This is a genomic window from Micromonospora sp. WMMD956 (assembly GCF_029626125.1).
Taxonomy (GTDB): Bacteria; Actinomycetota; Actinomycetes; order Mycobacteriales; family Micromonosporaceae; genus Micromonospora; species Micromonospora carbonacea.
Map to the genome: position 1 here is coordinate 1237018 of NZ_JARUBI010000005.1, position 14257 is coordinate 1251274.

General features: G+C 74.0%; 10 protein-coding genes. 5 read left to right on the forward strand and 5 right to left on the reverse strand.

Annotated features, from left to right (window positions below):
- Positions 1-2: 2 nt before the first annotated feature.
- On the reverse strand, positions 3-1679 hold the full coding sequence (ettA, locus tag O7628_RS05710; protein WP_074477584.1) for an energy-dependent translational throttle protein EttA: 1677 nt from the start codon (positions 1677-1679) through the stop codon (positions 3-5).
- Between the two features lie 207 nt (positions 1680-1886).
- On the opposite strand from ettA, the gene O7628_RS05715 reads away from it, so the two are divergent.
- From O7628_RS05715 to otsB, 4 genes are all read left to right on the forward strand, one after another.
- Positions 1887-2165 (forward strand): hypothetical protein, encoded by a 279-nt coding sequence (locus O7628_RS05715; protein WP_278128872.1) that lies wholly within the window; start codon positions 1887-1889, stop codon positions 2163-2165.
- Positions 2162-2548, forward strand: coding sequence for a hypothetical protein (locus tag O7628_RS05720; RefSeq protein WP_278128873.1), 387 nt, complete (start codon positions 2162-2164; stop codon positions 2546-2548). The genes O7628_RS05715 and O7628_RS05720 overlap by 4 nt, the downstream gene beginning before the upstream one ends.
- A gap of 140 nt (positions 2549-2688) precedes the next feature.
- Positions 2689-4089 carry a trehalose-6-phosphate synthase gene (locus O7628_RS05725; protein WP_074477581.1) on the forward strand — a complete coding sequence of 467 codons (1401 nt, stop codon included), beginning with the start codon at positions 2689-2691 and terminating at the stop codon, positions 4087-4089.
- Positions 4086-6692, forward strand: a complete 2607-nt coding sequence (gene otsB / locus O7628_RS05730) for a trehalose-phosphatase (RefSeq protein ID WP_178066158.1) — start codon at positions 4086-4088, stop codon at positions 6690-6692. The genes O7628_RS05725 and otsB overlap by 4 nt, the downstream gene beginning before the upstream one ends.
- Positions 6693-6890: 198 nt before the next feature.
- Here the strand turns inward: otsB and cobA are convergent, their stop codons facing one another.
- The 3 genes from cobA to cobC are packed head-to-tail and all read right to left on the reverse strand — an operon-like array spanning position 6891 to position 10512.
- Positions 6891-8135: a uroporphyrinogen-III C-methyltransferase gene (gene cobA / locus O7628_RS05735; protein WP_278128878.1), complete on the reverse strand. Its 1245-nt coding sequence runs from the start codon at positions 8133-8135 to the stop codon at positions 6891-6893.
- On the reverse strand, positions 8132-9265 hold the full coding sequence (locus O7628_RS05740; RefSeq protein WP_278136233.1) for a nicotinate-nucleotide--dimethylbenzimidazole phosphoribosyltransferase: 1134 nt from the start codon (positions 9263-9265) through the stop codon (positions 8132-8134). Before O7628_RS05740 ends, cobA begins: the two co-directional genes overlap by 4 nt.
- A complete protein-coding gene (gene cobC / locus O7628_RS05745) occupies positions 9265-10512 on the reverse strand; it encodes an Rv2231c family pyridoxal phosphate-dependent protein CobC (RefSeq protein ID WP_278128879.1) in 1248 nt (415 codons plus the stop codon). Before cobC ends, O7628_RS05740 begins: the two co-directional genes overlap by 1 nt.
- Before the next feature lie 121 nt (positions 10513-10633).
- On the opposite strand from cobC, the gene O7628_RS05750 reads away from it, so the two are divergent.
- Positions 10634-12766, forward strand: coding sequence for a transglycosylase domain-containing protein (locus O7628_RS05750; protein WP_278128880.1), 2133 nt, complete (start codon positions 10634-10636; stop codon positions 12764-12766).
- A 64-nt stretch (positions 12767-12830) separates the two neighbouring features.
- Here the strand turns inward: O7628_RS05750 and O7628_RS05755 are convergent, their stop codons facing one another.
- Entirely contained in the window at positions 12831-14222 is a 1392-nt protein-coding gene (locus tag O7628_RS05755) for a cobyrinate a,c-diamide synthase (RefSeq protein ID WP_278128882.1), read from the reverse strand.
- Positions 14223-14257: the final 35 nt, after the last annotated feature.

Here is a 14257-nt window from a genome sequence, read left to right on the forward strand (position 1 = left end):
GCTCAGTCGCGGGTGAGCTTGCGGTAGGTGACCCGGTGCGGGCGGGCCGCCTCCGCGCCGAGCCGGTCGACCTTGTTCTTCTCGTACGCCTCGAAGTTGCCCTCGAACCAGAACCACTTCGCCGGGTTCGCCTCGTCGCCCTCCCAGGCCAGGATGTGCGTGGCGACCCGGTCGAGGAACATCCGGTCGTGGGAGATGACCACGGCGCAGCCGGGGAACTCCAGCAGCGCGTTCTCCAGGCTGGAGAGGGTCTCGACGTCAAGGTCGTTGGTCGGCTCGTCGAGCAGGATGACGTTGCCGCCGATCTTCAGCGTCAGCGCCAGGTTGAGCCGGTTGCGCTCGCCGCCGGAGAGCACCTTGGTCGGCTTCTGCTGGTCGGGCCCCTTGAACCCGAACGCCGCGATGTACGCCCGCGACGGCATCTCGACCTTGCCGACCATCAGGTAGTCGAGCCCGTCGGAGACGACCTCCCAGACCGTCTTGTCGCCGTCCAGGCCCTGCCGGTTCTGGTCGACGTAGGACAGCGAGACGGTGGGGCCCACCCGGACCTCGCCGCCGGTGGGCTGCTCCAGCCCGACGATGGTCTTGAACAGGGTGGTCTTGCCGACGCCGTTGGGGCCGATGATGCCGACGATGCCGTTGCGCGGCAGCGAGAACGACAGGTCGTCGATCAGCAGCCGGTCGCCGAAGCCCTTGCTGAGGTGGTTGGCCTCGATCACCGTGCTGCCCAGGCGCGGGCCCGGCGGGATCTGGATCTCCTCGAAGTCCAGCTTGCGGGTCTTCTCCGCCTCGGTGGCCATCTCGTCGTAGCGGTCGAGGCGGGCCTTGGACTTGGTCTGCCGGGCCTTGGCGTTGGAGCGGACCCACTCCAGCTCCTCGGAGAGGCGCTTCTTCATCTTGGCGTCGCGGCGCCCCTCGACGGAGAGCCGGGCGGCCTTCTTCTCCAGGTAGGTGGAGTAGTTGCCCTCGTAGCCGATGGCCCGGCCGCGGTCCAGCTCCAGGATCCAGCCGGCCACCTTGTCCAGGAAGTACCGGTCGTGGGTGATCGCCATGACGGTGCCGGCGTACTTGGCCAGGTGCTGCTCCAGCCAGGAGACGCTCTCCGCGTCCAGGTGGTTGGTGGGCTCGTCGAGCAGCAGCAGGTCGGGCGCCTCCAGCAGCAGCTTGCACAGGGCGACCCGGCGGCGCTCGCCACCGGAGAGCTGGGTGACGTCGGCGTCCGGCGGCGGGCAGCGCAGCGCGTCCATGGCCAGTTCGAGCTTGGAGTCGATGTCCCACGCATCGGCGTGGTCGAGCTCCTCCTGGAGCTTGCCCATCTCCTCCATCAGCTCGTCGGAGTAGTCGGTCGCCATCTGCTCGGCGATCTTGTTGAACCGCTCCAGCTTGGCCTTGGTCTCGGCGACCGCCTCCTCGACGTTGCCGAGCACGGTCTTGGCGTCGTTGAGCGGGGGCTCCTGGGCGAGCATGCCGACGGTGTAGCCGGGCATCAACCGGGCCTCGCCGTTGCTCGGCTTGTCCAGCCCTGCCATGATCTTGAGGAGGCTGGACTTGCCCGCGCCGTTGGGGCCGACCACACCGATCTTGGCCCCCGGCAGGAAGCTCAGCGTCACGTTGTCGAGCACGACCTTGTCGCCGTGCGCCTTGCGCGCCTTTTCCAGGACGTAGATGTACTGGGCCACGGTGCGGGCTACCTCCGTTGGTTGCTGGTCTCGACGAACGGGCGCGGGCTCGGTGGGCCGCTCGCCACCGCCGGCCGGGGGCCGGCCACAACGCACGCCGTCGTCAATCCTGACAGGTACGCCGAGCTGCGCCCACATCACCCCGCCCGGCGACCACCCCGGCGCGCCTCCTTGCCGCACCCGGTATAACCGGATAGCTTTCGCGGTATGACCAAGAAGATCGCCATCAGCGTTCCCGACGACGTGGCGGAGCGGCTGGCCGAGGAGCCGAACGTCTCGGCGTTCATCACCGAGAGCGTCCGGCAACGGATGGCCGGGGAACGCACCCGTCGGGCCCTGCGGCAGGTCGGCTTCCGGTTGACCGAGGCGGGTCTCACCGAAGCCGGGCAGCGGCTCGACGAGGCGCAGGCGAGGATCACGCCCGAGCTGCGGGCTAAGGCGGCGGCGCTGCTGGGCGAGGCGTCGCGCGGACGGCTGGCCTCGTGAACGAGGCCGGCCTGGTGCTCGACACCTCCTGCCTGCTCGCCTATTCCGAAGGGGCCGAGGCGGTCGGCGAGCAGATCGCCAAGGTCGCGGACAAACTCCAGGTCGTGGTCGTCCCCGCCCTCTGCCTGGCCGCCGCGTACCGGCAGGTGAGCAGCGACGGCTGGCCCCTCCTGGACATCCTCGGCGACCTCGAACAGGTGGTCGTCACCCCCGTCGAGCACGACATGTGCGCGATCCTCGGTGGCTGGTCGCGGGCCCTGGGCAGCACGGACCTGGCGCAGGCGGCGATGGAGGCCGCCCGGGCGACGACGCCGCTCATGACGGACCGGCGCGAGGTGCTGGGCGAAGTGCTGCCGAAGGAATGGCCGATCATCGATCTGTGAGCCGGGCGGGCGACGTGATCGTCTTCACGGTTCGGCCAGCGTGGGACGGGTAGGTAACTCCGGCACGGGGCTCCAGACGCCGCAGCTACGCTCAGTACGCTCAGCGCGGTGGACCCGTCAGCACCCGGAGGTGGCCGAACGTGACCGTCCGTAGTTCCTTTGTCGTCGTGGCGAACCGACTACCGGTCGACGAGGTGAACACCCCCGAGGGGCGGCAGTGGCGACGCAGCCCCGGTGGCCTCGTCACCGCCCTGCACCCCGTCCTCGCCGAACACCAGGGCACGTGGGTCGGCTGGGCCGGCGGCACCGGCCCCGCCCCCGAGCCGTTCGACCTGGAGGGCATCCGGCTGCACCCGGTGCCGCTGAGCGCCGACGAGCTGGAGCGCTACTACGAGGGCCAGTCGAACGCGACAATCTGGCCGCTCTATCACGACGCGGTGGAGACACCGGCGTACAAGCGGCGTTGGCGCGAGGCGTACCGGCTGGTCAACGCGCGGTTCGCGGAGGCCGCGGCGGAGGTCGCGGCCGACGGCGCGACGGTCTGGGTGCAGGACTACCAGCTCCAGCTCGTGCCCGCGATGCTCCGCGAGCTGCGCCCCGACCTGCGGATCGGGTTCTTCCTGCACATCCCGTTCCCGCCGATCGAGCTGTTCATGCAGATGCCGTTCCGCACCGAGATCCTGCGCGGGCTGCTCGGCGCGGACCTGATCGGCTTCCAGCAGCGGCTGGCGGCGCAGAACTTCGTCCGGCTGGCCCGGCACCTGCTCGGGCTGCGCTACGAGGGGCAGATGATCCAGGTCGACGGCCGCCAGGTGAAGGCGGGCGCGTTCCCCATCTCCATCGACACCAGGGAGATGGAGCGGCTGGCCGAGGACCCGGCGATCCAGTCCCGGGCCAAGCAGATCCGCGAGGAGCTGGGCAACCCCCGGACGATCATCCTGGGCGTCGACCGGCTCGACTACACGAAGGGCATCGAGCTCCGACTCAAGGCTTTCCGCGAACTTCTCGCTGACGGAAAGTTGACAGTTCCGGACGCGGTTATGGTGCAGGTGGCCACGCCGAGCCGGGAACGGGTGGAGCACTACCAGGCCCTACGGGTCAAGGTCGAGCGCGAGGTTGGCCGGATTAATGGGGAATTCGGCAGGGTCGGCGTGCCGGCGGTGCATTATCTGCATCAGTCGTACAGTCGCAGTGAGTTGGCGGCGATGTACGTGGCCGCCGACGTGATGATGGTGACCCCGCTGCGAGACGGAATGAATCTGGTGGCCAAGGAGTACGTGGCATCGCGCGCCGACCAGGGCGGCGCGCTCGTGCTCAGTGAGTTCGCCGGCGCCGCGACAGAGCTGCGCCAGGCGTTCCTGTGTAACCCGCACGACCCGGACGCGGTCAAGGACGCGTTGCTCAAGGCCGTGCACGTGGAGAAGCCCGAGGCCCGCCGTCGCATGCGGGTCATGCAGCGCCACCTGCGTACCCACGACGTGGGGCACTGGGCGAAGTCGTTCCTCACCGAGCTCGGTGTGCCTGATACGGAGGTTGCGTGAACACGTCCGTCCACGACGGGGCGGCCCCGGCCGCGGGAGTGCTGGATCCGGAGCTGCGGGCGGCCATCGGGCGGATAGCCCGGGTCCCGCAGCTCCTCGTCGCCTGTGACTACGACGGCACCCTCGCGCCGATCGTGGAGGACCCGAGCAAGGCCGTGCCGCTGCCCGAGTCGGTCGCCGCCGTCCGCGCGCTCGCGGCGCTGCCGCAGACCACCGTCGCCGTGGTCTCCGGCCGGGCGCTGCGCGACCTGGCTGCGCTCTCCCGGCTGCCCAGCGAGGTCCACCTCGTCGGCAGCCACGGCTCCGAGTTCGACATCGGCTTCGTCGAGCGGCTCTCCCCCGAGCTGATCGCCGTGCGCACCCGGCTGCGCGACGAGCTGCGCGAGATCGCCAACGCCCACCCGGGCGTCCGGCTGGAGCGCAAGCCCGCCAGCGTCGCCGTGCACACCCGCGGGGTGGACCCGCAGGTCGCCGCCGCCGCCGTCGACGCGGTCCGCGCCGGCCCCGCCACCTGGGACGGCGTCACCGTCACCCAGGGCAAGGAGGTCATCGAGCTGTCCGTGGTGGCGACCCACAAGGGCACCGCCGTCGACCAGCTCCGCACCCAGCTCTCGGCCAGCGCCGTGCTGTTCATCGGCGACGACGTCACCGACGAGAACGCGTTCGGCAACCTGCACGGCCCCGACATGGGCATCAAGATCGGCCTCGGCGAGACGAAGGCCGACTACCGCGTCGGCGAGCCGATCGAGGCCGCCCGCGCGCTGGGCCTGCTGCTGGAGACCCGGCGGCACTGGCTGTTCGGGGAGCGGGCCGTCCCGATCGAGCGGCACTCGATGCTCGCCAACGGGCGTACGGTCGCGCTGCTCACCCCCGAGGCCAAGGTCACCTGGCTCTGCCACCCCAAGCCGGACTCGGCGGCGATCTTCGCCGACCTGGTCGGCGGCAGCCCGGCCGGGCACTTCAGCGTCGCCCCCGAGCGCGGCGGCATCCCGCTCGGCCAGCGCTACCGCTCCGGCACGATGACCGTGGAGACCCGCTGGTCGGGCCTCACCGTCACCGACTGGCTGGACAAGCCGGCCCGGGAGACCACCCCCGACGGCCCGGCGGTCGTCACCGGCGACTCCGCCCTGGTGCGGGTGCTCACCGGCTCCGGGACGGTGCGGGTGGAGTTCGCCCCCCGGCCCGAGTTCGGCCAGGTCGCCACGCAGCTCCAGCCGGTCGGCGACGGGCTGCTGGTGCTCGGCTCCAACGAGCCGATCGCGCTCTACTCCCCCGGGGTGCAGTGGCAGGTCGACAACGACGGCGGCTACGAGACGGCGAAGGCCGTCGTCGACCTGTCCGCCGCCGGCGGTCAGGTGGTGCTGGAGCTGCGCTTCGGCACGCACAGCCTGGAGCACCACCGGCTGACGGTCCACGAGCGGCAGGCCGCCGCCGAGCAGCCGTGGAAGGACTGGGTGGCCTCGCTGCGGCTGCCCACCACCGCCCGGGACCTGGTCGCCCGCAGCGCGCTCACCCTGCGCGGCCTCTGCCACGAGGCCACCGGCTCGATCCTCGCGGCGGCGACCACGTCGCTGCCCGAGGAGCTGGGCGGCGTGCGCAACTGGGACTACCGCTACTGCTGGCTGCGCGACGCGGCGATGACCGCACGGGCGCTGGTCGACCTCGGCTCCACCGAGGAGGCCGAGGCGCTGCTGCGCTGGGTGGACGGCTGCATCGAGCGCACCGGCGGGCACCCCGAGCGGCTGCACCCGCTCTACACCGTCGACGGGTACGAGCTGGGCGCCGAGGCGGTCATCGACACCCTGCCCGGCTACGCCGGCTCCCGGCCGGTGCGGGTCGGCAACCTCGCCAACCACCAGCTCCAGCTCGACGTGTTCGGCCCGATCGCCGACCTCATCGCCGCCGTCGCCGACGCCCGGGGCACCGTACGCGAGGACGAGTGGCGGGTGCTGGAGAACATGGTCGAGGCGGTCCGCCGCCGCTGGCACGAGCCCGACCACGGCATCTGGGAGGCCCGCCTCCCCCCGCGGCACCACATCTTCTCGAAGGTGATGTGCTGGATGACCGTCGACCGGGCGCTGCACGTGGTGCGGCAGCACGGCGGCGAGGACCGGCCCGAGTGGGTGGAGCTGCGCGACCGGATCGGCGCCAACGTGCTGGAGTACGGCTGGCACGCCGACGTCGAGGCGTACAGCGTCGCGTACGGCGACGAGGACATGGACGCGTCCTCGCTGTGGATCGGCCTGTCGGGGCTGCTCCCCGGCGACGACCCGCGCTTCCTGTCCACCGTGCTGCGGATCGAGGCGGACCTGCGCAGCGGCCCGGTCGTCTACCGCTACCACTGGGACGACGGCCTGCCCGGGCGCGAGGGCGGCTTCCACATCTGCACGGCGTGGCTGATCGAGGCGTACCTGCGCACCGGCCGCCGCACCGACGCGGAGGAGCTGTTCGCCCAGATGGTCGACACGGCGGGCCCGACGGGGCTGCTCCCCGAGCAGTACGACCCGCTGGCCGAGCGCGGGCTGGGCAACCACCCGCAGGCGTACAGCCACCTCGGCCTGATCCGCTGCGCCCTGCTGCTGGACAACATGCTCAAGCAGTGACCGAGGTGTAAGGAAGGGCCCCCTGTTAACGCTTTCCGCATAGCAGGGGGCCCTTCTTAACGCCCACGCCCGACCGCACGCCCGCGCCCGACCGCACGCCCACGCCCGACCGCACGCCCGCGCCCGACCGTGGGCCCGGCACGGGTAGCGCCGGGCGGGAGCCGGCGCACGGCCGCCTCAGGCATCGGGCGGCGTCGGTCAGGCGTCCAGTGCGGTCACCACGTCGCCGACCACCACGACTGCCGGGGGCCGCAGGCCCGCCTCGGCCACGTCGGCGGCCACCGTCCCGAGCGTCGAGCGCAGGCTGCGCTGGTCGCCGGTCGTGCCCTCCTGCACCACCGCGACCGGCGTGTCCGCCGGCCGCCCGTGCCCGATCAGCGTCCCGGCGATCGCGGCGAGGTTCTTCAGCCCCATCATGATCACCAGTGTGCCGCGCAGCCCCGCGAGGGCCTCCCAGCGCACCAGGGATGCCGGCGAGTCGGGCGCGACGTGCCCGGAGACCACGGTGAACTCGTGCGCCACCGCCCGGTGGGTCACCGGGACGCCCGCCGCCGCCGGGGCGGCGATCGAGCTGGTCACCCCGGGGACCACGGTCACCGGCACCCCGGCCGCCGCGCAGGCCAGCAGCTCCTCGCCGCCCCGACCGAAGACGTACGGGTCGCCGCCCTTGAGCCGCACCACGAACGCCCCGGCCAGGGCCCGGTCGACGAGGATCCGGTTGATCTCCTCCTGGGCCCGCGACGGCCCGTACGGGATCTTCGAGGCGTCCACCAGCTCGACGTCCGGGCGCAGCTCGTCGAGGAGCAGCCCCGGCACGAGGCGGTCGGCGACCACGACGTCGGCCTCGGTGAGCAGCCGCCATCCCTTCACGGTGATCAGCTCCGGGTCGCCCGGCCCGGCCCCGACGAGCGCCACCCGCCCGCGCCCGGCGGCAGCGTTGTTAACAGGGGCCCCCTCCTCTACAGAATCCGTTAACAGGGGGCCCTTCCTTGCACCCAGGAGGGCGCGGATGGCGTCGCGGACCGTCATGGCGCGGCGGGGGTCGCCGCCGCCGAGGACGGCGACCGTGACGGGGCCGTGCCGGGTGACGGCGGGCGTCCACGCGGTCGCGGCGGCCCGGTCGTCGGCCCGGACGCAGAAGATCCGCCGCTCGGCGGCGGCGGCGCTGACCGCCGCGGCGGCCACTGGGTCGTCGACGGCCGCCTGCACCAGCCAGGCCCCGTCCAGGTCGTCGGGGGCGAAGCGGCGCGGCTCCCAGTGCAGCCGGCCGGCGTCGACGTGGGCGCGCAGCGCGGGGGTCAGCTCCGGCGAGACCAGCAGGACGTCCGCGCCGGCGTCGAGCAGCGCCGGCACCCGCCGGGTGGCCACCGCTCCCCCGCCCACCACGACCACCCGCCGGCCCGCCAGGCGCAGACCCAGGGGGTACGGATTGGGTGCGCTCACTTCTCGGCCACCCCCGCGGAGTCGAACGTGGCCACCTCGTGCAGCACCCGGACCGCGCCGGTGACCACGGGCAGGGCCAGCAGCGCGCCGGTGCCCTCGCCGAGGCGCAGCCCGAGGTCGATGAGCGGGTCGAGCCCGAGGTGGCGCAGCCCCACCGTGGCCCCCGGCTCGGCCGAGCGGTGCCCGGCGACCAGCGCGCCGACCGCGTCCGGGGCGAATGCGACGGCGGCGAGCGCGGCGCTGACCGCGATCACCCCGTCGAGCAGCACCGGCACCCGGCGGGCGGCGGCGCCGAGGATCAGCCCGGCCAGGGCGGCGTGCTCCAGGCCGCCGACGGCGGCGAGGACGCCCAGCGGGTCCGCCGGGTCGGGGGCGTGCCGGGCCAGCGCCGCCCGCACCACCCCGATCTTGCGGGCGTACGTGGGGTCGTCCACGCCGGTGCCCCGGCCGGTCGCCTCGGCTGGGTCGACGCCGGTGAACGCGGCGACCAGGGCGGCGGCCGGGGTGGTGTTGCCGATGCCCATGTCCCCGGTGAGCAGGATGCCCGCCCCGGCGTCGATCAGCTCGCGGGCGATGCGGATGCCGGTCTCGACGGCGGCGAGCGCCTCGTCGCGGGTGAGGGCGGCGGTGACGGCGAGGTCGCGGGTGCCGGGGCGGACGTTCGCCGCCACGAGGCGGGGTGCCCGGACGCCCCCGGGGCCACCCGTGCCGCCGCCTGGGCCGCCGTCTGCTCCGGCGGGCGGGCCGTCCGCCTGGGCGGGGACGGCCGGCGGCAGCGGGGTGGCGACGCCGACGTCGACGACGGTGACCGAGGCGCCGGCCTGCCGGGCGAACGCGTTGACCACCGCCCCGCCGGCGAGGAAGTTGCCGATCATCTGGGCGGTGACCTCCTGCGGCCAGGGGGTCACCCCCTGGGCGTGCACGCCGTGGTCGCCGGCGAAGATCGCCACGGCGGCCGGCTCGGGCAGCGGCGGCGGGCAGGCGCGGGCCAGGCCGGCGAGCCGCACCGAGAGCTCCTCCAGGACGCCGAGCGAGCCGGCCGGCTTGGTGAGCCGGCCGTGCAGCTCACCGGCGGCGACCATCGCCGGCTCGTCGAGCGGCCGGATCGCCGCGATGGTGGTGTGCAGCATCATGCCTCCAGGATCTCCGCCAGCATCCCGGCGAAGGCGTCGGTGGTGGCCCGGTCGCGCACGGCCACCCGCAGCCAGTCTGCGCCGAGGCCGGGGAACGTGTCGCCCCGACGTACCGCCCAGCCGCGCTCGCGCAGGCGCAGCCGGACGTCGGCCGCGCCGGGCAGGTGGATCAGCACGAACGCGCTCGCCGGGCGGCCCGCGACGCGTACCCCGGGCAGGGCCGACAGGCGGGTCACCAGGTGGTCGCGGTCGGCGGCCAGCTCGGCGGCGATCGCGCGTTCGGCCGCGACGGCGGCCGGGGACGCGCAGGCGGTGGCGGCGGCGAGCGCCGGGGTGGAGACCGCCCACAGCGGCTGGGCGGCGGCGAGGCGGGCCAGCAGCGGGGCCTCGCCGAGCAGGTAGCCGATCCGCAGCCCGGCCAGCCCCCAGGTCTTGGTGAGGCTGCGCACGACGACCAGGCCGGGCAGGTCCCGCCGGGCGGCGAGGGACTCGGGCTCGCCGGCGACGCCGGGCGCGGCGGTGGTGTCGGCGAACGCCTCGTCGACGACGAGAACGCGGCCGGGGCGGGCCAGCGCGGCGAGGTCGGCCGCCGGGTGCAGCACGGAGGTGGGGTTGGTGGGGTTGCCGACCATGACGAGGTCGGCGTCCGCGGGCACCCGGGCCGGGTCGAGGCGGAAGCCGTCGGCGGGGTCGAGCAGCACCCGCTCGACGTGGTGCCCGGCGGCCCGCAGCGCGGCCTCCGGCTCGGTGAACTGGGGGTGCACGACGACCGGCCGGCGTGCGCCGGTCAGGGCGCGGGCGAGCAGCACGAAGCCCTCGGCGGCCCCGGCGGTGAGCAGCACCTCCTCCGGGGGGCGGCCGTGCCGGGCCGCGACGGCAGCGCGGGCGGGCCGGGGATCCGGGTACGCGGCCAGCTCGCCCAGGGCCGCGGTGATCGGGTCGGCCAGCCAGTCCGGCATCGGGGCGCGGCGGACGTTGACGGCGAGGTCGACCAGGCCGTCGCCGACCTCGGCGTCCCCGTGGTGGCCGAGGTCGGGACCGTCGGGGACGGGACCGTCGTGGCCGAGGGCCGGACCGGCCTGACCGGGGGCGGTGCCGGCCTGGCCGGGGCCGGGCCGGTCGGGACCGGTGGCGGGGTGGGGACCGGGGGCGGGGTCGGGACCGGGGGCGGGACCGGGGTCCGCCTCGACGGTGGCGTCCGGCTCGTCCCGGGTGGGTGGTGGCGGCACCAGGTGAGCACGCATGTCCGCGATCCTGCCGGGAAGCCGCCGCGTGGGACAGCGCATCCCGGCGTGGGCCGCGTCACCCGCTGCCGGTTTATGAATTGTTCTCACGGACGATTCGGAAATGTCATAACTTGACCCCGTGAGCAACCGACCCCTTGCCTCCGTTGGCCGTCTCGTCCCTCTCCTGCGCGCCGGGCTGATCGCCGGCATCGTGATAGCCGGGGCGCTCTACCCACTGGCCGCCGTCACCGGCCTCGGCGCCAAGGCCACCGCGCACGCCGGGGAGCAGAAGGCCGACATCCTGCGCACCGCGCTGCCCGCCGAGACCTCCTACGTGTACGCGCCGGACGGACGCACCGTGCTGACGATGTTCTACGAGGAGTACCGCCGCTACACGAAGCTGTCCGACATGTCCCCGAACATCCAGCAGGCCATCGTGGCCGCCGAGGACAGCCGCTTCTACCAGCACCGGGGCGTCGACCCGAAGGGCGCCGCCCGCGCCTTCGTGGCCAACTCCCAATCCGGCGGGGTCTCCCAGGGCGCGTCGACCCTGACCATGCAGTTCGTCCGGATGACCCTGCGGGACAGCGCCAAGACCCCGAAGGAGGTCCAGGAGGCCACCCAGCAGACCAGCCTGCGCAAGGTCAAGGAGATGCGGATGGCGCTGGACGTCGAGAAGGAGCTGACCAAGGAGCAGATCCTGGAGCGCTACCTCAACTCGGCGTACTTCGGCCACCGGGCGTACGGCATCTACGCCGCCGCGCAGATCTTCTTCTCCAAGACGCCGGCCACCCTCAGTCCGGTCGAGGCGGCCACCCTCGCCGGGCTGGTCAAGTCGCCCTCCGAGTACGACCCGGCCAGCTCCGACCAGAAGGACGCCACCGGCCGGCGCAACTACGTGCTGGACCGGATGGCGCAGCTCGGCTACCTCAGCCCGGACGCCGCCACCGCGGCGAAGGCCGAGCCGATCCGGCTCAAGCTGACCGACCCGCCGAACGACTGCGCGTCGCTGCCGGCGACGTACCAGACCTGGGGCTTCGCCTGCGACTACCTGAAGAACTGGTGGAGCGCCCAGCCCGCGTTCGGGGAGAACAGGCTGGAACGGATGGACAAGCTGCGCCGTGGCGGCTACCGCATCGTGCTCAGCATCGACCCGAAGATCCAGGCGGCGGCCGAGAAGAACGTCGGGGCCAAGGAGAACACCGGCAGCCCGTTCGCCAACGGCATCGTCGTCGCCGAACCGGGCACCGGGCGGATCAAGGCGATGGCGGTGAACCGCAACTACTCGCTGGACGTCAGCGAGAACGGGCCCAGCTCCAACCCGGAGGCGTCACCGAAGGTGAAGGCGAACTATCCGAACACCGTGGCGCCCCTGCTCGGCGGCGGCGACCTCCCCGGTTACCAGGCCGGGTCGACGTTCAAGATGTTCCCGATGCTGGCCGCGCTCAACTCCGGGATGCCGCTGTCCACCGCCTACGACTCGCCGTACCGCTACCGCTCCGAGGTGTACGACGGGTGGGCCCCGTCCAACGCCAGCGGCGCGATGACCGGCCGGCAGACCATGTGGTCCGGGTTCGGCAAGTCGGTGAACACCTACTTCGTCCAACTGGAGGAGAAGGTCGGGGCGGACGCCGCCGTGCGGCTCGCCGAGCAGCTCGGGCTGCGCTGGCGCACCGACGTCGACCGGGAGCAGGCGTCGCCGGCCAAGGCGAAGAAGTGGGGCGCGTTCACCCTGGGCGTCTCCGACGCCACCCCGCTGGAGATGGCGAACGCCTACGCCGCGATCGCCGCCGACGGGCGGTACTGCGAGGCGATGCCCGTCCAGTCCATCAGCAAGCGGGACGGCACCCCGGCCACGTACACGACGGCGGGCGGGATCGAGCGGGAGGTCGCCAAGCCGCGCTGCCGGCAGGTGGTCAGCGCCGACGCGGCCCGCGCCGCCACCGACGCGGCCCGCTGCCCGACGGGCGACACCCCGGCCAAGGGGAGCTGCGGCGGCTGGTCGACCGCCGACAGCGTGCGGCGCACGGTGGGGCGGCCGGTGGCCGGCAAGACGGGTACGACCGACAGCACCCGGTCGGCCTGGTTCGTCGGCTACACGCCGGAGCTGGCGGCGGCGAGCTTCATCGCGGACCCGGACAACCCGTTCAACGCGGTCGGCGACGGGCAGTCCCAGATCCCGATCGCGGCGGTGGCGAACACCCTGCGCGACGGTTTGAAGGGCCAGCCCACCCGCCAGTTCACCCCACCCTCCGACGCCATCGTCGGCTGACGACGCCGCCGCTCACCCGGGGCCCGTCCCCGGGTGAGCGGCGGCGATCAGGCGGGAGCGGCGATCAGGCGGGAGCCCCGAGCACCGCGGCGGCCCGGGCCGCCGCGACGACCCGGGCACCGACCCCGGGCTGCCCGGCCCAGTGCACCATCAGCTGGGAGGCGTGCACGCCCCGCCAGACGAACCCCTCGGGCGCGCCGCCGTCCCAGCTCCACGCCGGGGACTGGCCGGCGCGGGGGGTGAGCACCGCCCGGTGTTCCTTGTAGCCGACCACCGTCGCGCCGGCCGGGGCGAGCACGCTGTCGGTGCGGGCGGTCGCCGACCGGTAGCCGACCACCACGCCCTCGCGGCTGACGCCCACCGTGTCGAGCACGCCGCACATCGGCAGCCCGTCCAGCTCCCGCGCCAGCCAGAGCACGCCGGCGCCCTCGGCGAGCACCGGCCGCCCCGTCCGGGCCAGCTCCGCCACCGCGATGCAGAGCCGGCGGTTGGCGGAGAGCTGCTCCGCGTACGACTCGGGGAGGCCGCCGCCGACGACCAGCGCGGCCGCCCCGGCGGGCAGCGCCTCGTCGCGCAGCGGATCGAAGCGGACCACCTCCGCGCCGGCCGCCCGCAGCAGCTCGGTCGTCTCGGCGGGGCCGTAGTCGCCGCCCGGCCCGCCGGCCACCGCGATCACCGGGGACGCGCCGGCCGGCACGGGCCCCGACGGGTCCGCCGGCTCGGCCGGCTCCGGCGACCAGGGCTCGCCCGGCACCGGCGGGGCCGACCTGGCCAGCGTCAGCAGCCGGTCCAGGTCGAGCGTGGCGGCCACCGCCTCGCCGAGCCGGCGGACCGCCCGCAGCGCGTCGGCGTCGCGGCCGACCACCGGGGCCAGGCCGTGCCGCCGGGGCGGCAGCACCGGGGGCAGCTCGTGGCGGCGCACCGCGCCGTAGACCGGCACGCCGACGTCGTCGAGCGCCTCGCGCAGCATCGCCTCGTGCCGGGGCGAGGCCACCCGGTTGAGGATCACCCCGCCCAGCCAGAGCTGATCGTCGTACGCCCGGAAGCCGTGCACGAGGGCCGCCACCGACTGCCCCATCGCCGCCACGTCGACCACCAGCACCACCGGGCTGCGCAGCGCGATCGCCACGGCGGCCGTGGACTCCGTCTCGGACTGGCCGGCGACCGAGTCGTACAGCCCCATGGTGCCCTGCACCACGGCGAGCCCGGCACCGGCGGCACCGTGGCCGAACAGGGCCGGGACGCCGTCGGGCCCGACCAGCCGGGCGTCGAGGGTGCGCCCCGGACGGCCGGCGGCGAGCCCCAGGTAGCCGGCGTCGACCTGGTCCGGCCCGACCTTGAACCCGGCGACGTCGAGGCCCCGCTCGGCGAAGGCGGCGAGCAGCCCGAGCGCCACCGCGCTCGTGCCGTGGCCCGAGGACGGCGCGCTGAGCACGAGGCGCGGCACGACGGTCATCAGCGACTCCTCCGGCGAGGGTGGTACGCGGCGGC